This is a genomic window from Flavobacterium sp. (genome assembly GCF_027490375.1).
In the GTDB taxonomy this organism is placed as follows: Bacteria; Bacteroidota; Bacteroidia; order Flavobacteriales; family Flavobacteriaceae; genus Flavobacterium.
The window spans coordinates 44,420-70,720 of the sequence record NZ_JAIXYH010000040.1 but is presented as its reverse complement, the minus strand read 5'-3'; the positions used below and the strand labels follow the sequence as shown (position 1 = coordinate 70,720).

23 protein-coding genes and 1 pseudogene are annotated in these 26,301 nt (G+C 37.9%); 10 read left to right on the top strand and 14 right to left on the bottom strand.

What is annotated here, in order from left to right; translation table 11 throughout:
• Window positions 1–131: 131 nt before the first annotated feature.
• Entirely contained in the window at window positions 132–3,080 is a 2,949-nt protein-coding gene (locus Q0064_RS04815; RefSeq protein WP_298145100.1) for a gliding motility protein, read from the bottom strand.
• Between the two features lie 330 nt (window positions 3,081–3,410).
• Here Q0064_RS04815 and Q0064_RS04810 point away from each other — a divergent pair, with 330 nt between their 5' ends.
• From Q0064_RS04810 to Q0064_RS04800, 3 genes are all read left to right on the top strand, one after another.
• Window positions 3,411–4,775 (top strand): ammonium transporter, encoded by a 1,365-nt coding sequence (locus Q0064_RS04810; RefSeq protein ID WP_298145098.1) that lies wholly within the window; start codon window positions 3,411–3,413, stop codon window positions 4,773–4,775.
• A gap of 312 nt (window positions 4,776–5,087) precedes the next feature.
• Complete coding sequence (locus tag Q0064_RS04805) at window positions 5,088–6,560, top strand: DUF4231 domain-containing protein (RefSeq protein ID WP_298145095.1); 1,473 nt, start codon at window positions 5,088–5,090, stop codon at window positions 6,558–6,560.
• A gap of 107 nt (window positions 6,561–6,667) precedes the next feature.
• The gene (locus Q0064_RS04800; RefSeq protein ID WP_298145092.1) at window positions 6,668–7,384 is read left to right on the top strand and encodes a hypothetical protein; all 717 of its coding nucleotides are present in this window, start codon (window positions 6,668–6,670) and stop codon (window positions 7,382–7,384) included.
• A gap of 124 nt (window positions 7,385–7,508) precedes the next feature.
• Here the strand turns inward: Q0064_RS04800 and Q0064_RS04795 are convergent, their stop codons facing one another.
• Together Q0064_RS04795 and Q0064_RS04790 are read right to left on the bottom strand one after the other, a co-directional pair.
• Complete coding sequence (locus Q0064_RS04795; RefSeq protein ID WP_298145089.1) at window positions 7,509–7,802, bottom strand: type II toxin-antitoxin system RelE/ParE family toxin; 294 nt, start codon at window positions 7,800–7,802, stop codon at window positions 7,509–7,511.
• 3 nt (window positions 7,803–7,805) lie between these two features.
• Window positions 7,806–8,051 carry a hypothetical protein gene (locus Q0064_RS04790; protein ID WP_298145086.1) on the bottom strand — a complete coding sequence of 82 codons (246 nt, stop codon included), beginning with the start codon at window positions 8,049–8,051 and terminating at the stop codon, window positions 7,806–7,808.
• Between the two features lie 517 nt (window positions 8,052–8,568).
• Here Q0064_RS04790 and Q0064_RS04785 point away from each other — a divergent pair.
• The 7 genes and pseudogenes from Q0064_RS04785 to Q0064_RS04755 all read left to right on the top strand — a co-directional run bounded on the left by Q0064_RS04785 (window position 8,569) and on the right by Q0064_RS04755 (window position 16,191).
• Entirely contained in the window at window positions 8,569–8,856 is a 288-nt protein-coding gene (locus Q0064_RS04785; protein WP_298145083.1) for a hypothetical protein, read from the top strand.
• 167 nt (window positions 8,857–9,023) lie between these two features.
• Window positions 9,024–10,013 (top strand): annotated as a pseudogene (locus Q0064_RS04780) (RHS repeat-associated core domain-containing protein); the annotation flags it as partial.
• Window positions 10,010–10,684, top strand: coding sequence for a hypothetical protein (locus Q0064_RS04775; protein WP_298145080.1), 675 nt, complete (start codon window positions 10,010–10,012; stop codon window positions 10,682–10,684). The pseudogene Q0064_RS04780 and the gene Q0064_RS04775, both read left to right, overlap by 4 nt.
• A 527-nt stretch (window positions 10,685–11,211) precedes the next feature.
• Entirely contained in the window at window positions 11,212–11,925 is a 714-nt protein-coding gene (locus Q0064_RS04770) for a 3'-5' exonuclease (RefSeq protein WP_298145077.1), read from the top strand.
• A 321-nt stretch (window positions 11,926–12,246) separates the two neighbouring features.
• Window positions 12,247–12,594, top strand: coding sequence for a hypothetical protein (locus Q0064_RS04765; RefSeq protein ID WP_298145074.1), 348 nt, complete (start codon window positions 12,247–12,249; stop codon window positions 12,592–12,594).
• A 70-nt stretch (window positions 12,595–12,664) separates the two neighbouring features.
• Complete coding sequence (locus Q0064_RS04760; protein WP_298145071.1) at window positions 12,665–13,048, top strand: (deoxy)nucleoside triphosphate pyrophosphohydrolase; 384 nt, start codon at window positions 12,665–12,667, stop codon at window positions 13,046–13,048.
• Entirely contained in the window at window positions 13,045–16,191 is a 3,147-nt protein-coding gene (locus tag Q0064_RS04755) for a DEAD/DEAH box helicase (RefSeq protein WP_298145068.1), read from the top strand. Before Q0064_RS04760 ends, Q0064_RS04755 begins: the two co-directional genes overlap by 4 nt.
• A gap of 234 nt (window positions 16,192–16,425) precedes the next feature.
• Here the strand turns inward: Q0064_RS04755 and Q0064_RS04750 are convergent, their stop codons facing one another.
• The 11 genes from Q0064_RS04750 to Q0064_RS04700 form a co-directional block, all read right to left on the bottom strand.
• Window positions 16,426–16,908 (bottom strand): hypothetical protein, encoded by a 483-nt coding sequence (locus Q0064_RS04750; protein ID WP_298145065.1) that lies wholly within the window; start codon window positions 16,906–16,908, stop codon window positions 16,426–16,428.
• 222 nt (window positions 16,909–17,130) lie between these two features.
• Window positions 17,131–18,675, bottom strand: a complete 1,545-nt coding sequence (locus Q0064_RS04745) for a glycine--tRNA ligase (RefSeq protein ID WP_298145062.1) — start codon at window positions 18,673–18,675, stop codon at window positions 17,131–17,133.
• 507 nt (window positions 18,676–19,182) lie between these two features.
• Window positions 19,183–19,755: a hypothetical protein gene (locus Q0064_RS04740; protein ID WP_298145061.1), complete on the bottom strand. Its 573-nt coding sequence runs from the start codon at window positions 19,753–19,755 to the stop codon at window positions 19,183–19,185.
• A gap of 275 nt (window positions 19,756–20,030) precedes the next feature.
• Window positions 20,031–20,375 carry a hypothetical protein gene (locus tag Q0064_RS04735; RefSeq protein ID WP_298145058.1) on the bottom strand — a complete coding sequence of 115 codons (345 nt, stop codon included), beginning with the start codon at window positions 20,373–20,375 and terminating at the stop codon, window positions 20,031–20,033.
• Between the two features lie 193 nt (window positions 20,376–20,568).
• The gene (locus Q0064_RS04730; protein WP_298145055.1) at window positions 20,569–21,069 is read right to left on the bottom strand and encodes a hypothetical protein; all 501 of its coding nucleotides are present in this window, start codon (window positions 21,067–21,069) and stop codon (window positions 20,569–20,571) included.
• A gap of 386 nt (window positions 21,070–21,455) precedes the next feature.
• A complete protein-coding gene (locus tag Q0064_RS04725; RefSeq protein WP_298145239.1) occupies window positions 21,456–21,812 on the bottom strand; it encodes a lysozyme inhibitor LprI family protein in 357 nt (118 codons plus the stop codon).
• Window positions 21,813–22,262: 450 nt separating this feature from the next.
• Window positions 22,263–22,586 (bottom strand): hypothetical protein, encoded by a 324-nt coding sequence (locus tag Q0064_RS04720; RefSeq protein WP_298145053.1) that lies wholly within the window; start codon window positions 22,584–22,586, stop codon window positions 22,263–22,265.
• A gap of 411 nt (window positions 22,587–22,997) precedes the next feature.
• Window positions 22,998–23,462, bottom strand: a complete 465-nt coding sequence (locus tag Q0064_RS04715; protein ID WP_298145050.1) for a hypothetical protein — start codon at window positions 23,460–23,462, stop codon at window positions 22,998–23,000.
• Complete coding sequence (locus tag Q0064_RS04710; protein WP_298145047.1) at window positions 23,449–23,979, bottom strand: hypothetical protein; 531 nt, start codon at window positions 23,977–23,979, stop codon at window positions 23,449–23,451. The genes Q0064_RS04715 and Q0064_RS04710 overlap by 14 nt, the downstream gene beginning before the upstream one ends.
• A 454-nt stretch (window positions 23,980–24,433) precedes the next feature.
• Window positions 24,434–24,748: a hypothetical protein gene (locus tag Q0064_RS04705; protein ID WP_298145044.1), complete on the bottom strand. Its 315-nt coding sequence runs from the start codon at window positions 24,746–24,748 to the stop codon at window positions 24,434–24,436.
• A gap of 429 nt (window positions 24,749–25,177) precedes the next feature.
• Window positions 25,178–25,741 (bottom strand): hypothetical protein, encoded by a 564-nt coding sequence (locus Q0064_RS04700; protein WP_298145041.1) that lies wholly within the window; start codon window positions 25,739–25,741, stop codon window positions 25,178–25,180.
• Window positions 25,742–26,301 lie beyond the last annotated feature (560 nt).

Below are 26,301 nucleotides of genomic sequence, written 5' to 3'. Positions count from 1 at the left end.
GTTAGCAATGTGACAAGCGCTTTTTAACCGAACAACCGGTATTAAGCCTCAGCTATTTCTGGGATACGAAACCTAGTCTTGCTCTCTGTTTTTTAGTGTTAAAATGTCGTCAAACATCGACGGATTGAAAACTATTTTGGTTTCTGGGTTCTCGTATTTCCTCCTGCTGGATCGTCGGTCATGTCTGGAGAAGGACTAATGCTGCGAGAACCTTTGTCGGCTTGCTTTTGGTTGGGTGCGTTACCCAAGCCGGGCGGCATACCTGGATTTTGTCTCGGATTAGTTTGCGGCTTGGCTTGCTTTGGTTTTGGCGCAGCAGCCGCTGCTTTTTTCTCTTCAGGCTTAGGTTTGATAACCACGGGCTTTTTCACTCGTGGCTGTCTTGGCAAGTGATACGTTTCGAAGTTCTTTTTCACTTGCGTAACCTTATAATTCTCCGACGACATTACTGTGGCTGGTAACTTAATCTGATAGTCTTTGTACTCTTTTAAAATCGTTGCAACATCTTTTGCTGCTGTTTCATTTTCAAAATTGTGAAGCACGAGAAAATACGAGGTTGGTGTGTAAATGTCAACCGATAACTTTAATGCGTCTGTGGTTCGTTCTTTTACAAATGTCTCTAAAATCGTTCGAACTGCTTTAACCGACTCGGCTTCGGGATCGTCGACTTTGTATAAAATTTTATAGGTTGTTGGCTTAAAATCATCGTACTCCATATCTTCCAAAATCGGAATGTCGGCACGCAACAATTCTTCGGCTTCTTTGCCCTCGCCTGTTGTTGGAAAATTGAGTGCTACGAAATTCAACCCAGCTTTGTACGCTGTAACTCCGTTGAGTTTTCCGGCATTGGTTGCCTTTAATAACTCGAGCTTCGGAATGATTTCCTCACCTGTAAATTGCGAAATAGCTGCATCAATCTTTGGCGCCAAACGGATGTAATCGCCGTTTCTGAACTGCTCGAAAAGTTCATTATACACTTCCTCGCCCGTCATGGCTTCGTTTCCGGTAGCTAATTCCGGATTTTGAAGAATTTGCGCATATCTGCTGTTCGGATAGCTGGCAATAATGCGGTCTTTAATGGCTTGCGCTTTGGATGGATTAATTTCCATATAATCTTTGTACAGATTGTAAAGCGCCGGTAAAATGTAGCGTTCTTCTGGATTTTGCTTGAGTAAACTCTCGTATTTATCTGCCGAAAGCTGATATTCTTTGAACTTGTCTTTATAAATGGCTCCTAATTGAAAGTAGGCAAAATTGCGTTCTTTGGCCAAACTGTCGAGCACCGTTTTAGAAGTAGGAACGCCTTTTAGATAAAAATCGGCGGTGTATTGTGGTTTTTCAACTTCTTTGACTTGGGCTTTTTCGCTAATCGAATCCGACTTTTTATCAACTTTTTCGATTTCCGATTTGTTTTGTGTAAGCGAAGTTAAACGCCAGTTGTCGCGCAAAGTTCTGTTTCCCCAAATCTTTTTAAAATCGATTTTCCCTTGGGAAACATTTACGGTGTTGTAGAAATAGAATCCGTCTTTGCCGCCTGCACTTGCACCTGCGGTTGATCGGGGTCGTTTTTCTGACGACGCACCTTTGTTATCGGATACGTCTTTTAGGTTTTGACCTGGGGCATCGTTGCGTCGTAATTCAGCGCGAATTTCCGAAGCAGTATCGTCGGAGTTATCTCCGTCTCGTGCGGCTAAACGTTCGGCTTTCTCGGCTGCTTCTTTTTCTTTCTTCGCTTTTTCGGCGTCGGATTTTTTAAGTTTTTCGATGTATGCTTCGTAGAATTCTTTTCTGTCGGAAGGCGAAAGTGCGGCTACATTTAAAATACTGTCGTTTCGCTGTGCAATGCCTTCGTATTTAATGACATCGTCTAGATTATTGCGCTTTTTCTCGATGGCTTTGTACTCGCGTGTTCTGGGCTTTAGTTTTGTTAAAGTACTGTCGTAATACTGACCAGCAGTTTGATATTTCGCTGAATCGAAGTATATCCCTGCGAGATTACGGTAGTTGCTGGCCACCAGATAATCGTCGTTTGATTCGATTTGCAGGGACTTGTTGTAATTTTCGATTGCCGGTTTGTACTTTTTGCGCTTGGTGTAGAAAAGTGCCTTTTGGTGGTATAAAACATCGAGAAACGGTCGGTTTTCGCGATCTTTTATCAAGGCATCCATATGTTTGATGAACGCAATTGTATCGCCCGACTTGTAATCGAATTGCTGTGCGAGTTTCGCTTCGGCTTGAATGATGTACACACGCGGCGATTTTCGTTTCATGTCGATTACCGTTCTGAACTCGTTTGCTGCCAATTCGGGTTTGCCTTGACGTTCGTACAACTGACCTAAAATAAAGTGGTAGCGCGCTTTTTCTTCGTCGTTTTTAGAAAACTCGATAGCTTTTGCCAAACGTACGGTTGCGCTATCAATTTGATTTAGGTTTACGAAGGCTTGTGCGATAGTAGCATTAGCGTCGGCAAAGACTTGGTCTTTAAATTTTATTTCGGATAAGAGCTGTTTTAGATTTTTAACGGCGAGTGCGTCGTTTCCGAGTCGCATATTGGTGCGTTCGCGCCAGATTTTTGCGATATAAATTTTGTCGCTTTCGGGGTATTTGTACAAGATGTAGTTAAAGGCTTCTAGAGCCGGAATGTAGCGTTGGTCGTAGTAGCGCGCTTGTCCGAGCATGAGGTGCGCTTCGTCGATTTGCGGGTTACGCTCTTTACCTTCGATATTCATGGAGCGTTTTTGAATGGCCTTTGTGGCTTTAAGCTCGGCGCGTTCGAAGTTGGTGTTTTTTGGTTTGGCTTTATCGGACTCGCCGGCGGCCGCATCACCTTGCATGCGTTCGATGGGAAGAATATCCCAGTAATTGTCTTGGTATTTTTGTTTGACTTCTTCGAGACCTTTATCTAAAGCCAGTTCGCCGTTGTAAAGCGCGTTATATTTGGTGTTGAGTGCCTGGAATTGACGATTTACAAACTTGTTTTTTCGCGTTGAACAAGCAACGATCAAAACAGTTAAGGCTAAAATCAACAGACCTTTCGTATGTGCCTTCACGTAAATTTTCTTTGGGATATAAACTTTCAAAATCCGTTTTTAGTGTACCAACGGGTAAAAGTAAAATTTTTCGCAAACGCACACACTTTTATAGGTAGAAAATCGCTGAACGGTTCGTTCTTAGCCCCGATTGGACGGAAAGCCCGCATTTTGAGTGGCGATTTTTTAAGGCTTTGCGGCGGCGCCCAACGGAAGCCGGCGGGAAAGCCATTAAAAAACGGCGGCGAAAAAGCGGACTTGGAGGGAAAGCGGGAATAGCTTCAAAAATTAGTTTTAAAAATTAATCCCTTTCAAAAATAGGGTTTGTTTGAATTATAAAATAACTTTTTTAGATTTGACCCGTATAAAACTAGGGTTGTGATGAGAAAAATTGAAAAAAGATGGATTGTTTCGTTTTCGCTAATCAGTTTGTTTAGTTTGGTAGGATTGTTTTGGAAATCGGATCCATCGGCTATTCGCAACAACTTTTTAACAGAAGAAGCCGTGTCGTTTGCAGATGTAGCGTGGTTACTTACCGCATCGTGTTTGGTTTTATTGATGACGCCCGGTTTGTCGTTCTTTTATGGCGGAATGGTTGGCAAAAAGAACATCATTAGTACGATGCTGCAGAGCTTTGTTTGCTTAGGTGTAGTGAGTTTACTGTGGGTGATTTGCGCTTTTTCGTTAGCATTTGGCGAACCTTTAGGTTTTGAGATTTCGGGGAAATTTTACAGCGTTGTTGGAAATCCGTTTACCTACGCCTTTTTTGATCACGTGAGTATCTTGCCGCACAGCAAAATGGCTTCGACGATTCCGTTTATGCTTTTTGCGCTCTTTCAGATGAAATTTGCGGTGATTACACCTGCTATTATCACCGGTTCGTTTGCTGAGCGCGTGCGATTTATCTCGTATTTGCTCTTTATTTGCTTGTTTACTTTGCTGATTTACGCGCCTTTATGCCACATGGTTTGGTATCCGACGGGCTTATTGGGCAGCTTTTTTGGCGTAAAAGATTTTGCCGGCGGAACCGTTGTACACATGAGCGCCGGATTTGCTGCACTTGCAGGCGTTTTGGTTTTGGGAAAACGCAAAGACAGTTTACATATACCAACAAATATTCCGTTTGTAATTTTAGGAACGGGCATGCTTTGGTTTGGTTGGTTTGGCTTTAATGCGGGTTCGGCCTTGGCTGCAAACGGAACGGCAGTTATGGCGTTTGGAACTACGATAACAGCGTCGGCTGCAGCGATGATGACTTGGGTTTTTTACGATCGGTTGTTTGGTAGAAAAGTCTCGGCTTTAGGGGCTTGTATTGGTGCCGTGGTTGGTTTGGTGGCTATTACGCCTGCCGCTGGATTTGTGAGCATTCCTGAAAGTATGTTTTTTGGATTTATCACGGCAATTGTATCGAACTCGATTTTGTATTGGCGGGTGATGAAACGCATAGACGACACTTTAGATGTGTTTGCGTGCCACGGTGTAGGCGGCATTATGGGCATGATACTTACTGCAGTATTTGCGCAAGGCGAATCGGCTAGTTTGTTGCACGGAGGCTGGGGCGTTTTTGCGCACCACATGGCGGCTTTGGGCTTGGTTGCGGGGTTTACGTTTCTAGGTTCGTTGGCTTTGTACCGCATTACAAACGCTATAATTCCGCTTCGTGTAAGCGAACAATCCGAGAAAATTGGACTGGATTTATCGCAGCACGACGAGAGTTTGGATGCGCAGCGGCACGTGGTAGGGTAGAAAACTTAGCTTTTCGGCTCACAATGGAAGCTAATATTCCACATTCGAATTAAATTACCAATTTTGGACGTAGTATTTCTCTGAGAAATTGAGTAGTATTGTTATATCAATTTGCAAATCAGCTGAATTCGACAAAAACCACGTTCAGATTACTCAAAATGAGCTGTTTATTTTGGTACATGAAACCTGAATTACAAAAGTTTTGAGCAATTATTTTGATTGATTTCTGACCTCAATTTTTGATTCGAATACAGGTAAATCGACAAGTCTTTACTGTTTGTATTTGTCGTAGCAGCTTTACACTTCCCCATTATGAATCGGAATCTCGACCAATTACTCAATCAGCGTATTACCGGCTATGAAGAAGCACTCGCAACCTTACCGATAAGCGAGATTAGGCGCAAACAAATTCAAACCGATTTTATTGTTAGCGTTCGGTTAATGGAAACACTGGCCAACCGGAATTTACTCGCCAACGACTGGTCGAATGTAATCGTAATCATACTCAGCGCCTTAGTTCCGGTGCTTATTAACTTTTCAACGGGCCCAGATAAGGAAAACGACAAATATTTGGGTATAGCAACTATTTGTAGTGTGCTTTTGGCTATTGGCAATGCTTTACGGCAGTCGTATAAATTTCGAGAAAAGTGGATCAGCTACAAGCATACCGCCGAACTCCTGCTTATCGAAGGACAACATTTCTTTTCCCTTTCGGGGAAGTATCTCAAATATCCGTCGCACGATGACGCCTTTGCCACTTTTATTGCGAACATCGGCAATTTGCGCCTCAACCAGCTAAACAATTACAAAAAGGAAATCGTCTCAGACAGCGAAGCCGATCTTGGGCCGCGCACCGAAACCGTTGTTACTTCAAAAACAATAGCTTCTACGGAATTTGTGGGCGAACCGTCTAAAATTAAGCTCATCAACAAAGAGATTAATGCCTTTGTAAAAAGTAAAACCGAAGTATCATACAGCGAAACCGACCATCAACGCCGACTCATAACATTGTATTTACACGCAGCGCTACACGATCTTCCAGAAAAACTCAAATTTGCTCATGAGGATTTGGAAGGCATCGCGTACCGTATTCGAACGGAAAAGTCGGAAGCTGAACTGCACGGTATTTTCAGCCCGTCGGCAGGCGTGAAAAATGCCGATGTACCTACTGCCGATTTTGGAAGTGCGGGCTGTTTTTGCAAAAAAGGCGATGCGTTTGTTTTTATAACGTGCTACCACAGCGTTAAACATCCGGCGCAGAGTTGGAATTCGTTTTCAACCGCCGATGGATTCGATAAAATAATCACAACCGACTCTACGATTGTGGGCACCATATTGGAGGCCGAGAAATCGGATACTATGGATGTTGCTTTGGTACAGATTTCGGATAAGATCCAATTTGAGTCGCTATTTCCTAACCATTTGAAAATAAGTGCGCAACCGGTTTACTTGGATGCCGAAAATTTCGAGAATTACCAAGAGGTTTGTATAATCAGTCGAACGCGCGGTTACAAGAAAATTTACGGTCGTCTTGCGGAAGTCGACAAACCTATTACCTTGAACTACGGCACTGCTGCCGAGCCCGATTACAAAGATCTCGATGGCATGTTGCTGGTTCACGGCATAAGTACGGAACCGTTTTCAAAGAAAGGCGATTCGGGTTCGCTGGTTTTCACTCCGAGTGGCACGCCTATAGGAATTGTTGTGGGTGGCGATGCCGAACGTTGTTCGTTTGTAATTCCGTTTTCGAGTATTGTAGATCGGTTTGCGATTTCGTTGGTTTAGGGAAGGATGTTTGGGATGGTTTGATGGAAAGATGTTTGTAATGAAAGGGGGAAATGCTGCCTAAGAAAGCGGAAAGAACATTTAGTTAACCTCAAAAAAAGAAGAAAGTGAAAAGTTTCGTTAACAATATTGAACACACATTTTTTAATTTTCTAGTTAGCGTAGGTTTTCTAAAAAAAGATAAAAACATAGTGTTCAAACAAACTAATATTGATGCTGAAATTGTATTTAGTTTCGGTTGTTTTTATGTTTCAAAAGCCAACGTTTATAACACTTCTTGTAACTTTAATATTAGTTTTACATCGATTAATACATTTTTTGTTGATTGTTTTGAAAAAGACGTTTTTTTGTTTTACGACAGTGATGATAAAAAAGTTAACGTTATTTCTGGTTTTGGCCTATTTTATGTTCAGAATCTTTACGGCGAAAATAGCTATCCTGATGGAATTTACAGTATCTTCACTAGACAACAAGTAGAAGAAACCCCCGATCTTGTATCGGCTTATTTACAGAGGGAATATTATGAAAAGTGTCTTTTAGATATTGAGGAAAAGTATGGCACAATTGAAAAAGCGGATAAAACCATTAATGACGAAATATTATCCAATGGTTTTGTAAAAAAACATAATATTAATTGGGCTGATTTTGATAATCAATGTATTAGAAGTCTATTGTTTGGGTATTTCAATAACAATCCGAGAATCGCGGAGCTTGTTGAAATTTGCAATAGAACAATGATGGAAGAAAAGCTAAAGAACCCCAAAAACTCCAGGATACCTCTGTATAATTTTATCTTGAATAAAATGGGGTTTCAGGCGATTTAATTTTGCGACGTTCTTAGTTCTCTATCAATTCCTGCGTGTACAGATTTCCTTCGATACTTTTTAAGCTTGCATGCAATTTGATCGATTATGAAATATAAAACCAAGTGTTTAATGGCTTTGTATTTTATAATCTCAATTTAGAAGGGTTTTGGTAATTGTTCCAAAAACGCAAGAGTTCGATATCTTTATTTTGATTTATGTGGTAGTAAAGTGTTATCTGTTTTATAATAGGCACTTGAAAAGTGTCTTTGTAATTGGTAGGTTGAAAAGTTAGGTTTTCTTTGGCTAATAAGTCTAAAACTTCGTTGGTTTTATCTATGAAAGCATACACTTCTGTAAGCGTCCATTCACGTTGTAAATAATCAATATTATCCCAATAATCGAATTTAGATGGTTCAGACCATAAAATTGACCTCATCGTTTATCGGTCGTATAAATGAGGAAAACGTTTTTTTGTTTCTTCCATTACGGTATTGTGCGAAATTGTTCCCTCTTGTTGAATTGATTCAAAAGCTTGGTCTATCAAAGCTTTTTGCTCGTTTGTTAAGGTAGAATCTTCGGCACTACTCATTATTGCTTTTAATTTATCCACAAGGCTAGAATCTTGCAATTGGCTAATCCAATTGATAATCTTTAATTTATCGTCTTGTAATTGGTGTGCGTTCATCTTTTTACAATTAAAGTTTAGCTGTGTGTTTTTGAAAAAAGTCTTTAAATTTTTCTATTTTAGAAAAGTGTTTACCCGTTTAAAATCCGCATTCTTTCTTATTCTAGTTCGTGCATGAGCTTAACTCGTTCAGTAAGGTTTTTATCTTCAAAAGCTATTTCTTTAGGAGTTTCTCCTTCAAAATTCACTAATTAGTAATTGATCGTACTTAAATGCTTAGCCATTTTACCTAAAGCTTCAATAGTTAACCTGCTATCACTTGTTTCAACTCTCGAATAATTAGCATAGGTCATAACCATGAGTGCGGATATAAATTGTTGCTAAAACTCTTTATATTTCCTACTACGCTTTATGTTTTTACTACTATGTAGCTCAATAATTAATAGGGTCTAAAGTTATCTAAAATGCACAGATAAAACAAGATGCGTCTTTTTGAGAAAAACACAGCTGTTTTATTGATTCGATAGCGCGGATTTACTTCGTCTGTTCGGCTGGAGGCTCGGGTGCAATCCGTGTTTTGAAAAATTGTTGCCAACGCTTCCTCGATAACGTCTGCCCGCAGCTTCGATTACCCATTACTGCTGCGGGTATCGTTTCAGGTTCGTTTACTTCAACTGAACCAGACCAGCTTTCGTTTGCCATTGTAGCTACGGCCAGCACGCCTACCTCTATACTCGCTGATGATTTTTATGCCTATACCGTAGCGCCAAATCCGGAAGATAACGTAACTTTGACAAGCACAGTTTGGCTGAAAGACGCTGTCAGAAGCAAGCTAAATGTTTGGATACTAGGCAGATTTTTTTAGGATAGTGTACTATCGTAAAAAAATCTAACAACGTAGACGAGCGTTTAGCTTGCTAGCCAAAAATAATTGTCCCTTAAAACAAACCACTTGGCGTTCTGACAAAGTCTTGAAACCAAAATGGGCTTGATAATCCTGACGTTCTTGCCTTTAACGACTACGACCCCTTTGGCATGCTTATACCGAATAGGCACGATGAAACGGGGAATTACCGGTATGGGTTTAACGGAAAAGAGAACGATGATGAGGTGAAGGGAGAGGGGAATAGTATTGATTTTGGTGCACGGATGTACGACCCTAGGGTGGGGAGATGGTTTGCGGTGGATAAGATGGAGGAAAAATATCACTCGCTGTCACCATATAATTCTTTCGCCAATAACCCAATATTCTTTGTGGATCCAGACGGAAACGATATAGAACCGTGGAAGTGGTTTCGAAGCATTTTCGGCTTTAGATTTGGGCCTTTTTATAGCATAACTGATCAGTACAGTAGTGATGTAAAATTTGATAGAACCTACCAAAGTCTTAGAAATTCCTCGTCTGTATTTCGTAGAATTATTAAGCAGCTGCAGAATTCATCGCGAACTTATAGGTTTGATACAGTTTATAACTCCTCTCGCAATCAAAATTCTGCTAGTCATGCAGGTGTGTTTAATCCTAATCACGAGGGTACTGCATCCGACCCTTTTACGATAAGTTTTATGATTGATTACAAGACTAATAAAACTTATGCAGACAGTAGGTCGGTAATTTTTGAAGAAACTTTCCACGCGGCGCAACATGATTATGCTTTAAATACAAAAACTAAAACTTCTAGTTTAGCTATTGAAGTTGAAGCTAAGCTAGTAAAGAATATTGAAGGTTTGGCAAAAAAAGGAGAGGGTTTTGATTATGAAGTAATGAACTTTAAAGGAAGTAAAGAAATATTTAGTGCTTTGAGATCACGTAAAAAATTAACCCATGAACAAAGAAATTTACTGACCTCGGCTATAAATCAACTTTCAGAATCGGTCTCAAGAGAATATAGTAAAGGCACTGATAATTACAATATTAATTCATTCAATGCGGAATTTGACTTGCAATTTGCTGAAAAGCTATATGGCCAAGATTTAACAAACAAATCAACATTACCAACACTTGAAATTGAAGTAAAAAAATGAAGAACTTGATCGTTACTGTTTGTTTAATAGTAATAGGATTGTTTGGGTGTGAGAAAAAGGACTCTAACCCTTGTAAACAAGCCCTCAAAATCGCCGATATTGAGTCCTCAAAAGGAAATTTATACTATTATCAAAGTTTAAATTATTCGGAAGTGACCGAGTACGAATTATTTAAAAAATATAGAGTCATAGATTACCTGGAAGTATATCCTAAATCAGATGATAGTTGTTTTAAAACTATAATGACAAAAAAAATTGAAAAAAAATTAAGACGCAATATAGCTGTTTTGAATGAAGATGCTGAAAGGTTAAAGAATCTTGAAGATATAAATGATAGCTTGCAGATTATACCCAAATTTTCTGACGGAATTTATTATCCCTTGCTTGATGTTGAACGTCCTATCTTGAAGTATCCAGGAGATGAAACTTCATTTTTAATGCGTTTAAGAAAAGAGATTCGTTCTATAGACAAAAACCACTCTGCCAGCTCATTTTGGATTGTTGTGAATAAAAAAGGGGTTATAAAAGAAATAGAATACTATAAAAAATACTCTCCCGAAGTAGATCAATTTATTGTGAATATGTTAAAAAGAACCAGATGGGTTCCATCATTAAACAGAAGAGACAGTACATTCGTTACTAGCAGGATTTTATTTATGGTACGTAGTTAAAAAATTAAATTAGCTGAATCCTAGCGCGGATTTGCAATCTCTACCTTAAATAATATTGCTAACGATTTTTCAGCAACGTCTCCCCGCAGCCCGGATAGCAGCGAAAAACCCGTAAAGCGGCAGGTGCAAATTTGGCGTGCTTTTACTGGCGACCCAAGAAGCCAAAGTAAAAGCACTGCCAAATGCGCCTGAAGCTGCGGCTTTATAGCGAATAGCCGGAAATGCTGCCCCCAAAAAAAAATCGAAATCCTGCCTTCGACCCGCTCAGGCACCCGCTTTTATTGCGCACAGAAAACACCGAAGTTCGCAGATTATTTCGAAATACAGAACTGTTGAGGAAAACACAGAACGTGTCAAGCCAACAAAAAATGCACTAGCCTTCGACCCGCTCAGGCACCGACGATACGCGGGTTCGGGTGGGAACATGAAACGTTAAGTGGTGAACGTCGGGAAGTCTAACTTCTCGATTCTAGCTTCTAGCTTCTCCAAAAAAAATCCCTACCTTTACCACTCTAAACGTACACGCCATGATAGAAAAAATTAATGTATCGCATTTGTTGTTTATTGATATCGAGACAGTTCCGTTAACGGCCGATTTCTCGCAGCTCGATACCGAATCCCAAGAACTTTTTGAAGAAAAAACCCGTTACCAACGCAAGGAAGGTGAAACGGCAGAAGCTTTTTACCACAAAGCCGGCATTTGGGCCGAGTTTGGTAAAATCATTTGCATTTCGCTTGGGCAGTTTGCCATACGGCGCGATGTTCGAAATTTTCGCGTAACCTCGTTTTACGGCGAGGAGCCACAGTTGTTAAAGGAATTCGCCAACCACCTGTCGCAGAACTACGAGTCGGCGCAATACGTGTTTTGCGGACACAACATTAAGGAGTTCGATTTACCGTATTTATGTCGGCGTTTTCTCATCAACGGCATAAAACTTCCCGAGAAATTGCAATTTTTTGGAAAGAAACCTTGGGAAATCGCGCACATCGACACGCTCGAGTTGTGGAAGTTCGGCGATTTTAAACACTACACTTCACTCAAATTACTGACCTCTGTTTTAGGCATTCCGAGCAGCAAAGACGACATTTCCGGAGCCGATGTAGCCCAAGTTTTTTACCGCGAAAACAACATCGACCGCATCATTCTCTACTGCGAGAAAGACGTTATAGCCTGCGCCAACGTACTGCTCCGCCTGCGCAACGAACCCCTTTTAGATCCCGACGAAATCCTAAAGTTTTAAACCGTACCGAAAAGCTACAGTATTTGGGCGTTGCCCGCTTAGCATCCGTACGAAAAGGGTGTCAAGCGGGCCGGGCTGTTCGCTGCAATCCGCCACTCGGCAACCGCCGCTCGTGGCGGGATTTCCGCTGCCATCCCTAACGCAAAATCGTTACCGAAAAGAGGGGTTGGAGAAACGTTTGTGCCCAAAATTAACATGCGATAACTCGAAAAATCGTTTTTTTCTAAAAATTTACAGAGCGTTCGATTTTTGAGTAAATTGGTTGCGGGAAAGATTTGATTTTTTCTTTAGTAATTAGCTACAAATCTCAATTAAATGGTTATGAGTCAGGTTCTTTTTAAATATCGCGTTCATCCAGGCGATTTTTTTCGAAATGCCGAGATTGCAAAACTTCCTGATCCGGCACATAATTTCGAAGGATTTTTAATTTGGTTTCTAGACAATTATCAATCAGACTCGCGAGTCGCATATATTGACGATTTGTCAAAAGCAATTGAAGAAGAGAACATTACAACTATTTTGATTGGCGATAAATCATTTAAGAACAAATCCGAAATACAAAATGAAATTGAGGTGATCGAAAACGAGCTAAAAGCCGAAGCTTACGAAAATTTCTATCGGTTATTGCGAGAAAACAAAATTCAAATAATCACCGATCATGATAAATAATAATTGGACTAGAGAAGAGACGATTGTTGTGTTAAAACGGAGTTACTAAATCTAAATTAATGAGAACCAAATGGTTTATCCGGTAATTTGTGCCATCATTCATTTTGGCGATCGAGTACTTGCAGTTCAACGATCGGAATCAATGAGTTTACCCTTAAAATGGGAATTTCCTGGCGGAAAACTCGAGGACAACGAAACGGAAGAAGAGTGCATAATAAGAGAAATAAAAGAGGAATTAAATATTAATATTGAAGTTTTACAACGACTTTCGCCTGTTTTACACTCTTATCCCAATATTTCAATAGAGCTAATTCCATATTCTTCTAAATATTTAAGTGGGGAATTGCTGTTAAAGGAACACAAACAATACGTTTTACTAGAAATAGAAGAGCTTTGCCAATTAGACTGGGCAGAGGCAGATGTGCCAATATTAAATCAATTGAAAAATTTATGAAGGAGGGTATTTACGAAGAGCTTGTGACAAAGTTAGTTTTCCAGCAGATCAATGAACTTAACAAGGATAATTTCTACATCAACACATCTAAAATTGACAAGCAAGAAGCCTCTTTGATTTTAGCCAAGCATTTGTCACAAACTATAAAGCACGCCCTTGATTTTGTCAAAACGGAAGATCAACTAGAAAGGCAAATCGAGATTGCTAATAAAATTATTCTTGTTTTAAAGGATGAGTTAAAAAATGGTGATTTTGAAAAAGACCTAGTTGAGGTTAACGGCGAGATTCTTAAAGCTGTTTTTACAAAAATTGATAGCCATTTTTCAGATCTTGATCTTCACCTTAAAGAAATAACACCGTATACCAGACTAACTCATAGCGAATTATTTACAGGTGGAAACACGGGTTTGTCACTCGAAAGTGAACTCAAGAAGGAAATTTTGTCTTCAGATCGAATCGATCTTTTAGTTTCATTCATAAAATTTAAAGGTGTAATAATTCTAAAGCGAGAATTACAAGAGTTTACAAAAAAAGGAGGTCAGCTGAGGGTCATTACGACTACTTACATGGGAGCCTCAGATTACAAGGCCATTAAATTGCTGGCCGATCTTGAAAACACTCAAGTAAAAATTTCGTACAACACAGGCAATGAACGTTTACATGCAAAAGCGTATTTGTTTCATAGAAATACGGGGTTTAACACAGGATACATAGGCTCATCTAATTTCTCTCGTTCCGCGCTAACAGATGGTTTAGAGTGGAATCTCAAAATAACAACCAAGGAGGTAAGTCATATTATTGATAAATTCCAAAAAACATTCGAATCGTATTGGCAATCCGACGATTTCGAACTTTTTGATGAAGCTAATCACAAAGAAAAGTTAGTTTCGGCACTCAATGCCGGTAAAAAATCAACAGGTACCGAAATCAATTTGTCGTTTTTTGATTTAAAGCCATATCCTTTTCAACTTGAAATTCTTGAAAAGCTTGAAGTTGAAAGAAATGTTCACGGAAGAACAAGAAACTTAGTTGTTGCCGCGACAGGAACTGGTAAAACGATAATTTCTGCGTTTGATTATAAAAATTTTAAACAGCGCGAAAAGTCTTCCAAGTTGTTGTTTTTAGCACATCGAAAAGAGATTCTGATGCAGTCGTTCTCTGTGTTTAGAGGTGTTTTAAGAGATAATAATTTTGGAGAGCTTTTTGTCGACGGAATTGAGCCCGACCGATATGAATATGTATTTGCCTCGGTTCAAACACTAAGAAATCGATTGGATAAATTAAACTTATCACCTACCTATTTTGACTACATCGTAATCGATGAGTGCCATCATCAAAAAGCGAATTCGTATAGAGACATAATAAACTATTTTGTTCCAAAAGTCCTTTTAGGATTAACAGCAACACCTGAAAGAATGGACGGTGGCGACATTCAAGAAGATTTCCACAACAAAATTGCCGCTGAAATTCGTTTGCCCGAAGCTTTGAACAGAAAACTGCTGTGCCCATTTCAATATTTCGGCATAACAGATTCTATCGATTTAACCAATGTTGCTTGGGAACGCGGCCGGTATGCTCCTAATCAACTTTCAGATATTTATACCAGCAACAATCGTCGAGTTCGAGACATTATTAATGCGCTAGACAAATACACAAAAGACTACCACGACGTTAGGGCGCTTGGTTTTTGTGTTTCCATAGAACATGCTGAATTTATGGCCGAAAGCTTTTTATTAGCCGGCTTTAAAGCAGGTTACTTAACAAGTTCGAATACAGAAAATAGGGTTGAAGTCAGAAACAAACTACAGAAAAAGGAAATTAATTATTTATTCGTCGTTGATATTTTTAATGAAGGCGTCGATGTTCCAGAAATCGACACAGTTTTATTTTTAAGACCAACTGAGAGTTTGACCATTTTCTTGCAACAACTTGGGCGAGGTTTACGATTAGCTGAGAACAAAGATTGTCTCACTGTTCTAGACTTTGTTGGAAATGCTCGGCCTGAATACAACTTCGAAAATAAATTTAGAGCATTGATCGGTAAAACTGCGACAACAGTTTATAAAGAAATTGAAGATAACTTTCCTCATCTACCATTAGGTTGCTCCATTATTCTAGAGAAAAAAGCTAAAGAAGTTATTTTAGCGAACATTAAAGCAGCGACGACAATAAATAGAAAGCAGATTATCAATCGGATCAAGAGTTTCAAACACCAAACTACCTTAACATTTAATCTTAAGAATTTCCTTAGCTTTTATAATCTTCCCATTCAATACGTATATAAATTTAAAACCATTGGATGGAAACGGCTTTGTCAAGAAGCAGGAATTGTTAGTGAATTCGAAAACATTAATGAAAAAGAGATTTATTCTGCGATAGCAAACAAATGGCTTGCTACAAAGTCAACAAGCTATTTTAGGTTTATTCTTCAATTAGCCAGAAACCATTTTAAAATAGCAATTGATGATTTTAATGAACAAGAAAAAGCTATGCTTTTGATGCTTCATTATGACATTTGGCAGAAAGCAGCTGGTTTTGAAACACTTGAAAAAAGTATTCACGCAATCGGACGAAATAATGTTTTAGTAGAAGAAATAATTGAAGTCTTAGAAGTATTGCTCGACGAAATTGATTTTAAAGAAATAGAAATTGATTTACCTTATCCACAACCTCTTAAGGTACATGCTAGATACACAAGAGATCAAATTCTGGCAGCGTTCAACTTGAGTTCCTTTGAAGTTAAATCTCCAATAAGAGAAGGCGCTGCAGAAAATACAGCATTAAACACAGAACTTCTATTTATAAACTTAATCAAATCAGAAGAGAATTTTTCGCCAACCACAATGTATGACGATTATGCGATTAATGAAACGCTATTTCACTGGCAGAGTATTAATTCAGCAGGTCCAAAAACAAAAAGAGGTTTATCCTACATTGAACATAAATCAAATGGAAAACGAATTTTACTATTTGTGAGAGAGAAAGCTACCGATGAATATGGTAACACTATGGGTTACGTTTTTGTTGGCGAAGGTTCACTCAAAGAACATTATGGGTCTAAACCGATTAACGTAAAGTGGGAATTAAGTGAGCCTATGCCACATTATCTTTGGAAAGACGCAGCAAAATTAAGGGTTGGTTAAAGAAATTTATCTGTAGAGCCCACCCCAAACCCCATAAAAAACTCCGATTTCTCGGAGTTTCGTTTTTTAAAAACACTTCTTCAACCACTGTTTTAAACTCGTAGCTTCGTGTATGATGCCCGCAAGATAGAATCAAATGCGGCATATCATTATGTCTACATAAACCTTTTTTAAACAAAAAACATAGAGCCTCCTCTAAAAAAGCCCAGACCTTTAAAACCATTTACACCCCCCCTATTTCTTTTCACTTGCCTCCAAATCTATAATATCGCCATCAACGTCTAGTCTAAAGGTTTTTAACTCCACTGGAACTGCGGGCCAAAATCCTACAGAATACCTTTTTGTTTTTCCCGCCTTGAGGGGCATCTGAAATTTATCAGTTTTATTAGTAAGCTTTCCGCTTTGCAGTACATTAGTGGACTCATAGCGATTCCCTTGTTCGTCAACCAAGAAAAAAGATTCGAAATCCAAAACCACGTCTTTATCCGTGGTATTGCTAATATCTATAGTCACCGATTTGAATTTAAATCCTTTTTTTGCTACGTATTCAACTTGATACTCACCCCTTTTAAAGGTGCTTCTTTCGCTTCTTATAATTAATGGTTTTAGAGTTACACCAGGCAAATATTCGTGTGTCGCTTCTTTTAGCATTTGAGAGTAACTAAGAGACATTGCAGTAAAAAAAAGCAAAACCAAAAGCATGTTCTTTAATTTCATAACAATCTAAATTTTAGTAAATATAGCAAAAGTAGTAATGAACGTTAGTTCAGTTGCTATTATTTTTATAGTTAGATGCTTATTTAATAACAAATTACAGCAGAGACTTTTGTTTTTATAACAAAAAAAGCCCGGAGCAAGTCCGAGCTTATAACTATTTTTTTATAGTGCACCAATAAAGCACATTCGAATATTGCGGCACTTTCTTGCGTACGCAACATTTTAAAAACACTTCTTCAACCACTGTTTTAAACTCGTGGCTTCGTGTATGATGCCCGCAAGATCCGTGATTTTTACGCGTTCTTGTTGCATGCTGTCGCGGTGGCGGATGGTAACCGTTTGGTCGTCGAGCGTTTGGTGATCAACCGTTACGCAAAACGGTGTTCCTAACGCGTCTTGGCGGCGGTAGCGGCGTCCTACAGCGTCTTTTTCGTCGTACGCTACGGTGGTTTCCCAACGCAAGTCGTTGCAAATGCTTTTGGCGAGTTCCGGTAAGCCGTCTTTTTTCACCAAAGGTAAAACCGCAACTTTGGTTGGTGCCAAAACGCTCGGAAGCTTTAAAACGGTGCGTGTAGAGCCGTCTTCCAGCGTTTCTTCGGTTAGTGCTGTGGCAAAAATCGCCAAGAACATACGGTCGAGACCCACCGAGGTTTCTACCACATAAGGCGTATAATTTTTGTTTTCTTCGGCGTCGAAATACTGCATTTTGCGTCCGGAGTATTGTTCGTGCGCTTTTAAATCGAAATCGGTACGCGAGTGAATGCCTTCTAATTCTTTAAATCCGAACGGAAATTCAAATTCGATATCGGCAGCGGCATTGGCGTAGTGCGCTAGTTTTTCGTGATCGTGAAAGCGGTATTTCTCCCGACCCAAACCAAGCGATAAGTGCCAGTTTAGGCGCGTTTCTTTCCAGTATTCGTACCATTTCATTTCGTCGCCGGGTTTTACAAAAAACTGCATTTCCATTTGTTCGAATTCGCGCATGCGGAAAATAAATTGGCGCGCAACGATTTCATTTCGAAATGCTTTTCCGGTTTGTGCAATACCAAACGGTATTTTCATACGGCCCGATTTCTGCACGTTCAAAAAGTTCACAAAAATACCTTGTGCCGTTTCTGGGCGTAAGTACAAATCCATAGCGTTTTCTGCCGAAGCGCCTAATTTGGTGCCAAACATCAGGTTAAATTGGCGCACTTCCGTCCAGTTTTTAGAACCGGTATCTGGGTCGGCAATTTCCAATTCTTCGATAAGTGCTTTCACATCGTCGAGTTCGCCCGCATCGAGCGATTTCGCCATGCGTTGTAAAATGGCTTTCTTTTTCTCCAAATATTCCACCACTCGTGCGTTGGTAGTTACAAAGGTTTGCTCGTCGAAGGCCTCGCCAAAACGCGCTTTTGCTTTTTCAATTTCCTTATTGGCTTTTTGTTGTAATTTCTCGCAGTAATCTTCGATTAGCACGTCGGCACGGTAGCGTTTTTTCGAGTCTTTATTGTCGATTAACGGGTCGTTAAAAGCATCTACGTGTCCCGAAGCTTTCCAGGTGGTTGGGTGCATGAGAATTGCGGCGTCGAGACCTACAATATTGTCGTGCATTTGCACCATCGCCGCCCACCAGTATTCGCGGATGTTTTTCTTAAGTTCTACGCCGTTTTGTGCATAATCGTACACAGCACTCAGGCCGTCGTACACTTCGCTCGAAGGGAAAATAAATCCGTATTCCTTAGCGTGTGATACAACGTTCTTAAATAAATCGTCTTGTTTTGCCATAATGCTGCAAAAGTAAAAGAAATTTCGAGAGCGCGCTTGCGATTGAAAAAATCAAAAAGCGGTTTTAGAAGAAGTTAGCTTCACGAGGTTTTTTTGAGGTTTTTGGGGGTGCCGGCGTCTTATGCATAGCGCTTCGCCAACGTTTCGTGGAGCCGCCGTCGCGCTATCCGCTGTATCTTTTTTGCGAAAACCCTAGTGGAAATCCCGTAGCGCAAAAAAGGATGTCGCTGCTATCGCTCACCCGAAAAAGAATGGAAAAAATAGAAAGAATTTAAAAAAGCTAAAAAAGTGAAGAAATGAAAGACTAGCCTTCGACACGCTGCCTTCGACAAGCTCAGGCACCGACGATACGTGGGTTTGGGCAGGCAAAACGACACGTTAAGTGGTGAATTCATCGATCCCGATAGCAATCGGGACTAGCTTCCAAAAAAACGATACGTAAAATGGTGAACGTCACGCAGTCTTAATACTCCAATCTTAACACTAAAACGGCTTAGCGAACACACGTTATTTATAAAATTTAGCTGCTATGTTTTGAAAATCGTGTAACTTTTTCATGTTCTTGTTGTTTTCAAAGTAATTTAACCCAACATAGACATTACTTTTTTTACCCACAATTGTTATGTGATAGCTTTGACAGTGATTTGTGTTTTCGCAAAAAGGCGAATCGCTTGGCTTTTGTTCATTGCTTTTTGATTGGTAAATGATGAATTTTTCGCCTTGAAACAAGATTTTTAAGTTTGTAAATTCCTCCCTCAGCGTTTTTTGTACACTATCGCTTGGAATATTGAAATCAAATTCTTTGTTGGTGGTAACCACTAAGAAATTTGAAGTTTCCTTGTCAATATAAAGTTCAGATGTTGGCGTGGAATCAAACAACTTTACCTCTTTCATTTTTAGATAATTGTGATAGTCAATTTTTTTGTAATACGAAGGAATTTGAACGTTTATAGAGTCCTGATTATTAAGGCTTTCGCTGTTAGAGGCATTTTTGCAGCAAAGAAAAAAGAGCACGATTACAAGTAGGCTAATTTGAGATACAATAATCTTTTTTTCTGGGTTCCATTGTAAATTTATCATTTTCGTTAGGGGTTTTGTTTCCAAAACACACTTTACAACTTTCACTACAAGTTTCATTTTAAACGGAATTAAGCTGTAAACGTACGTTTTAACGTTCTAGTCTGCGTTTTTATGTTGTTTTGCGAAAGTACGCAACCACAAAAAACCGACTTAGAATCCGAGCTTTTAATTTGCCTCTGCCGCTACCGTTCAACCAAAAATGGCATTTAAATTTACATTATTTATCAAACTGTGTTCGAGGGTATAACTTTAAACTTAATTAAGATTTAGGATTTTTATTCATTTCTTGAATTATGCGGAATTACTGAGACTTCACTTTGATAATAACAATTTTTAATGCTAAACATCTTTCTGTCCGGGCCATAAAAAGTTATAATCAAAGTATCATTATCCGTTAAATTTACAAGAGCGAGATTTTTTTTAAACGGACTTTTAATGGGCCCACCAATTTGTTCCGAATTTTTAATCTTTTCAATTATCATTCTAGCAGCGGCGCTATCGACTATTTCTGGAGTTAGTAGTAGTTTATATTCTTTATTTTTTGAAATGCATGCACTCTTATTTTCAAATGTACACGAAACGAAAAGCAATAAATTAATCATCGATAATAACGTTCTCATAGTTTTGTCCGTAGTTTTTTATCGTCCTTGAGAGTTTGATAACTGCTCATGCTACTTGTTAGTATGTTTGCTTGGGAGTTTTATAAGGTTAGTTGTTAAAGGAATGGCACCAACAATTGTTAAGGCACGGATTATAAATTAGCGGGATTAGGCTTGATTTCGGAAGATGATTAGCTACTTTTCTACATTTTTTCTACCGACTTTCAGCTAAAAGCACTTTGTAACGGTTAGCCAAAGTATCGTCGTATCTTATAGCCTTTTCTAAGTAGTACAGCGCTTCAGTTCTATCATTTTTCGACATTTTAATTAGGTCAGCTTTTTCAACGCTATCATGATCGAAGTTATATTTGTCAAAGTAACTTTCAAACACATCCAAATGAGCGGGTATGTATCTCAATGAATCGGCTGCATATTTAGCTATCGGGATAAATATTTCGGGCGTATAATCAAGATAAGTGGTCTTTAATTTTTCATAACTAATTAAGTCCCCTTTTTTAAACTTTTTGTGCAAATCATTGATATTTTCCGTAGGTTCATTAAATGACCTTTCTTTGCAGCTATAGCTGGCTAAAAGAACACAGAGCGGGATAGCTTTTTTGAGAAAATTATAAATTTTTTGTAGTACCAATTGGCTCATAATCACTGTGGTTTTTGTCCCTTTTTTAATACCCTCTCCTTTTTCAAGAGCATTCAATTAATCACCGACTTCATTTCCAGTTGTAGACTTTGAACTTGGCGTTTTCCATCGTCATTTTTTTCCTCGTCTTGTTCTTGTTCTTGGAACGTATAACGGTATCTTCCGTTGTGTATGAGTAGACGAAAGAAATAGCAACATCTTGTATTAAAACGTGAGGTAAATGTATAAAATTGGCGTTTCAAAAAGAGTTGCATTTATACTATTTGTCACTTTCAAATTCTGAGTACTTTTCCAAATACATCTGCTTAAGCACAAAATTCCTACCGATACCCTCTGGCAGATAAGTTATCATTTAGTAGTATTAATATCTTTGGACAACAGTGAAAATTTTGTCTGACTCTGAAAATGTTTTTATTCTTTTTCTTCGAGTTTTAGTTTTCTTTCTAGTAAACAATCGAAACGGGAATTAGTCCAGCCTCATCAGCTTCATAGCTGCGTTTTAACGTTGAATTTCTATTTGTCTGAATGTAATTTATTAAACTTAAAACGCGATCCTTAACAAATTGTGCTTTTTTATCTATTGCTATCATTTCTATGTCTTCTGACGACAGACCGTCTCCTTCACTTCTTGCAAGAGACCATGCTTTTTTAAAATATAAATCTCTTTTTTTAAGCCATTCTCTTTGTTCTAAAGTTATTTTGTCGCGTTGTGTGGTACTCATCTTTAGTTTTATGGATTTATAAACCACATTTAACATCGAGTCCATCTTTATGTAAAAATCTTGTGAACAAGCTTTCATATTAATTCCTTTATCAAGGCAATTCTGATAATTTCGTTCCAAATTCTCGATTACTACCCTTGTTTGGGAAAGACACGACCAACTTAGGTTAATTAGCAGTATTAGAATCAGTTTATTTGTTTTCATTGTCGATTTCGTTACCGGTTCCTGAACATTTTAATGATTAAATTTATCCGAAGGCTTTAGTTTCTCAATCCCGACTTAATCTTTAAATAAAACAGCTAAAGTAGTTTTAAGCTATTTGTTGTCTCAACAAAATTTCTTCGCCATAAGCAAATGGATTCAAGATGAGAAAATCAGTTTTGAAAGTTACTTTTTCTAGAATCAAATTTAAAGGTTCTTAATTAGGTTTGATGTGCCGGAAATTATCAGCTTACTACGTGGAAATAAGCGTTCCTGAATTTTAAAATCAGCTAGTAAACTTGCTGACAAATTGATTTTTACAGCAATTTACGTCTTCCTTTTAAACACTAGGGTTATTATTTCGTCTACCGAAATTCTCACTTTCTTTTCGTAGTAATTTATATATAATCTTTCATCTACGATATTGTAGCAATACTTAATTTCTTCCATTTTAAAGATTTTCTTCTTCGGATCTAAAAAAGGATAACTGAATGCGGATTCGCCTTTAGCAGTAACAATTAAAATCTCTATTTTCTTGTCGTAAATTTTTACGGAATATCTTCTACTTTGGCCCTGTGATTCCCACTCGGTATAGCTTCCGTTATTTACTATCAATGTAAGAAATAGAAAATGGATAAAAAAATGTCTCATAATAGCTTTTACGATTTTTTGGCTCCAATTATCTACCGTTGTTACGTCAAATGAGGCTTCGTTTTGTGCTAAAGTTTCAGAATTAGCCTGTTTTTCCGATTTATACAACGGGTGTTACTAAAAAAACGCGAGTTCACCATAAAAATTATTGTTAGATCGCTTGAAGTAAACGTTTTGACTGGAAGAATCAAAACTTTCATCTACAATTTTGAAGCTAACCATTAATTTGGTATTAACCAACTATTTACATGATTACTAACTTCGATTTTAACATCGAACCCTGGTTAAAACACTTTTTTTGTAAAAAACTCACGACGCCACTGATTAAAACTTTTGGTTTCTACGCATACATGCAGTATGAATTTCTATGCGATTACTTGAGAGATTTATTGCTTATAGATATTCGCTTTGCTAAAAAATTTTGTCCACCTCTTTATACCGAATTTTTAAGTCGCGCAATAACTCACTAATAGGTCTGGAGACCGATATATTTTTGTCGACTTCGACTTGTATTAAACTACTCCGATTTAAGCCATTTTCGACGCTTATCTCTAAATATCCCTGATGTAGAGCATGATTTCTATCAATAAGTAGTGTCTTTTTATTCAAATGATTGATAATGTCTCTTCTTATTTTTTGTGTTGTTTCATTATTCGCGGGTACTTTCACGTATAACTGCAAGTCTTTTTGAATGCTATCTGTGAGGTAGATTGTGTCATTATTGTCGAAAACTATCAGCTCGGAATAGCTGTTATTTGTGTAAATGATTTTGTATTTTTTAATACTTGAGAAATCACTACGCTGTTTGCTCTTGGGCTCTGTGCACGCAACTAAAACGGCTAAAAGAAGGAAGGAGTAGCTTTTAATTATTTTCATACGGCTGTTTTTCCTTAAAAAATTCGTTTACCAATTTTTCTTTTCTAAGAAATAAAATGAGGTTATTGAACTCAGGGGACACCTCTCTACGAAAGTTCGCTATTTTGTTATAGGTTGTTGACATTACGTTTCGACCGTTACTTATAGAAAATTGCAAGCGAAATTCTCCATTGGACTTGGTTATTTTAAGAAGTTGATCTATCAATATTTGTCGATTAACCACATGTAAAAAGTGATTCGTTTTTTCCTGATTTACACTAAGGGAAAACTCAGTTGAAAGCTTGCGGTTTTTATAAAGAAGTATGTCTATTTCTTTCTTTTCTGTATCTAAAAGAAAAGATAAAATCTCGTTACCTTTTTGTACATCAAATGCATATTCAAGATAAGACTCGGGAAGCGTTTTTGTGTCTTGTTTAAAGGCGTACTGTCTATCATCACAACTTAATTGAAGACAGATCAACAAATAAAATAATAATTTATTATTTCCGATTTCTTTAATCAGGTTTTTTCCCCTCATGCCAGCCTTCGTTTAAACTTTTTGAAATTATATCTTTATCTTTTTTAATTGGTTGAGTCAAGCATTCTCCACGTTTTTAGCATTAATTTTTGCTGTTTCATTTTTAAGAGCAAAACTAACGATTGCGCCAACACTACGCTGTAATAATTTAGTTTTCTTGGAGCAACAATTTCATTATAAAGTGATGACAACAACTGGAATAGCAAGCTGTTCGAAAAAGTAGAATCCATATGGCTCATCAACCCTTAAAAAATTTGTTCCCGCGAAAAATTTGATGTATTCCTGCTGTTTTTCTTACAAATAGTTAAATTAACAGTATTTTTTATCTGTTCAAAAACCGACCACTTACCGTAACTCCCAATTTCAATTAAGACTTAAATAGCTTCTTTAATGGGGCTTTTTCATAAAAGTTATTTCATTAATTGCGCCGAAACAAGTTAATATTCGGGATATTTTATTTTATTTTCAACGTGTTCAAAATTTCATTAGCGTCCTCATAATCTCTATCTTTTTCAAAGTCGGATTTCTCGTCTAAAATAGAATAAGAAAAAATGACTTTTCTGCCACCGTCGACTATAATCCATTCGTATTGAGATATAGAATCGTCTATGAAACGTTTGCAATACATTAGCGCATTGTATTCACCAATTTTAGTTTCTGAAAAATTGCCCTGGAATGCAGATTTAACATCTTCAAAAGTGTAAGAATCGTCCGTATAATAATTCAAAATCAGCGCTTGATTGCTTTTTTCATTTATGAACCAGTACACATTTTTATGCACTCGACGAAATCTCCAAACATTAGAAGGAAACGTTAAGGTAAAACCCAATTTAGACACTGAAAAAACAGCTAGTCTTCTGAATAATAACCGCGTAAGTATATTGCTTTTTAGAAAGGGTATGTCGTACATGGTTTTTCTTTCAGCCATTCCGTTGAGACTAAAGTTCGTGACAATAAGATAGTTAGAATTGATGCGTTTTCGTGGTAAAAAGTAAGGTGTTTTTTGTGCTTACTGAAGATCTTTTCACTTATACTTCTCGAAAAAAAAGTCTATGAATCCTGAAGTATTTTCATGTTTTTTTCAATTATAAAGACTGTCGCCAATATACGAAAACGTCTAAAAATCTTGTGATGCACCTACGCCCAACCAATACGTGTTTCTTAAATGCATTCTCGCCCGCCTTTCCTGGCACAAAAATTAATTGAGCATTTTACATTCGTTTAGAATAGGTTCAGCTTGTCGCATCTTGTTGATAAAACTTGAATCTTTTTTGGAAATTGGCTGATCCTCGATGCTAAAGTATGCTCTGTTTTTCCCGCGTACAATCGCCCAGTTTTTTAGATTTTGTGATGCATAAATCGTGTCGTCGTCTTTTTCTACAAATGCAAACTTGTAAGTTCCCATAAACTCTTCAGTTGAAGGCATGTTTTTAACGTTATTCTTTACATCTGCAATACTAATGGCACTCGATATTCTAATCATAAACTCTCCTTCGCCCCAACCCATACTCCAAAACGATTTTTCATTTATCTCGTTACCTAAAGACGAAAGGCCCATATATTTGTAGATAGTTAGGTTTGGACCAGAAAAATTTGCACGTGCTTTTTTAATTTGCTCAACGGCTGTAATGCAACTTTGATTCAAAAACAGAATAGTGAAAAGCGCAGCAAAAAACAAAATTATTTTACTTTGGTTTTCCGATTGTGTTTTGAATCTACGTTTGAGCGATATTCTTTCCAACTGTTTCGTGTTTGTTTTCATTCTTTTTGTTATATGTACTACTCCCTAAAAAATCCATCCAGTTGCTAAGTTAGATTTTTATAACAAAATCACTTTAAATTGTAGTCGTTTAAGCAATTTGGAAAAAGGAGCATGTAATGGTTTTTGCACTGCGCCGTTGGAAAACTAATTTAAGAGCGCTTCCGGCGTATTAAAAAACTATAAATTCCATAGATTAGAACACAAACGCCAATAGTCACGAGCGAAGATGTCATTACGGCTCCAAACTCTGAAAGGGAATATAATCCGCACACCGCTTAAAATCCGCGCCAAATAAAATAGAATTAAGAACGCAGACAAAATATTTTCTTGTAAAGGGATGCGATACAGAACTTTCTCGTGATTATTGTCCGGATTCATACTTTTATCTTTGAGGAAACGCAATTTCAAAATACAAGTCTTGAATGTAACAGGAGTATAAACCTGGAATGGCTCTATCATCATTTTGAATTAAATCTAGTTTTCGATTTTGTGCTACTTTCGAACCGATGTTAATGCCTGCGATGGCTCCATAAAAAAAAAATCAAATAAAATCGACCTTG

Coding starts and splice junctions, on each gene's coding strand:
- Q0064_RS04710 (WP_298145047.1), bottom strand. CDS start 23,979: ATGAGGGGAAAAAACCTGATTAAAGAAATCGGAAATAATAAATTATTA.
- Q0064_RS04765 (WP_298145074.1), top strand. CDS start 12,247: ATGAGTCAGGTTCTTTTTAAATATCGCGTTCATCCAGGCGATTTTTTT.
- Q0064_RS04725 (WP_298145239.1), bottom strand. CDS start 21,812: ATGAAAGCTTGTTCACAAGATTTTTACATAAAGATGGACTCGATGTTA.
- Q0064_RS04715 (WP_298145050.1), bottom strand. CDS start 23,462: ATGAAAATAATTAAAAGCTACTCCTTCCTTCTTTTAGCCGTTTTAGTT.
- Q0064_RS04775 (WP_298145080.1), top strand. CDS start 10,010: ATGAAGAACTTGATCGTTACTGTTTGTTTAATAGTAATAGGATTGTTT.
- Q0064_RS04760 (WP_298145071.1), top strand. CDS start 12,665: ATGGTTTATCCGGTAATTTGTGCCATCATTCATTTTGGCGATCGAGTA.
- Q0064_RS04750 (WP_298145065.1), bottom strand. CDS start 16,908: ATGAAATTAAAGAACATGCTTTTGGTTTTGCTTTTTTTTACTGCAATG.
- Q0064_RS04740 (WP_298145061.1), bottom strand. CDS start 19,755: ATGATAAATTTACAATGGAACCCAGAAAAAAAGATTATTGTATCTCAA.
- Q0064_RS04810 (WP_298145098.1), top strand. CDS start 3,411: ATGAGAAAAATTGAAAAAAGATGGATTGTTTCGTTTTCGCTAATCAGT.
- Q0064_RS04805 (WP_298145095.1), top strand. CDS start 5,088: ATGAATCGGAATCTCGACCAATTACTCAATCAGCGTATTACCGGCTAT.
- Q0064_RS04795 (WP_298145089.1), bottom strand. CDS start 7,802: ATGAGGTCAATTTTATGGTCTGAACCATCTAAATTCGATTATTGGGAT.
- Q0064_RS04735 (WP_298145058.1), bottom strand. CDS start 20,375: ATGAGAACGTTATTATCGATGATTAATTTATTGCTTTTCGTTTCGTGT.
- Q0064_RS04755 (WP_298145068.1), top strand. CDS start 13,045: ATGAAGGAGGGTATTTACGAAGAGCTTGTGACAAAGTTAGTTTTCCAG.
- Q0064_RS04770 (WP_298145077.1), top strand. CDS start 11,212: ATGATAGAAAAAATTAATGTATCGCATTTGTTGTTTATTGATATCGAG.
- Q0064_RS04700 (WP_298145041.1), bottom strand. CDS start 25,741: ATGAAAACAAACACGAAACAGTTGGAAAGAATATCGCTCAAACGTAGA.
- Q0064_RS04720 (WP_298145053.1), bottom strand. CDS start 22,586: ATGAGACATTTTTTTATCCATTTTCTATTTCTTACATTGATAGTAAAT.
- Q0064_RS04745 (WP_298145062.1), bottom strand. CDS start 18,675: ATGGCAAAACAAGACGATTTATTTAAGAACGTTGTATCACACGCTAAG.
- Q0064_RS04790 (WP_298145086.1), bottom strand. CDS start 8,051: ATGAACGCACACCAATTACAAGACGATAAATTAAAGATTATCAATTGG.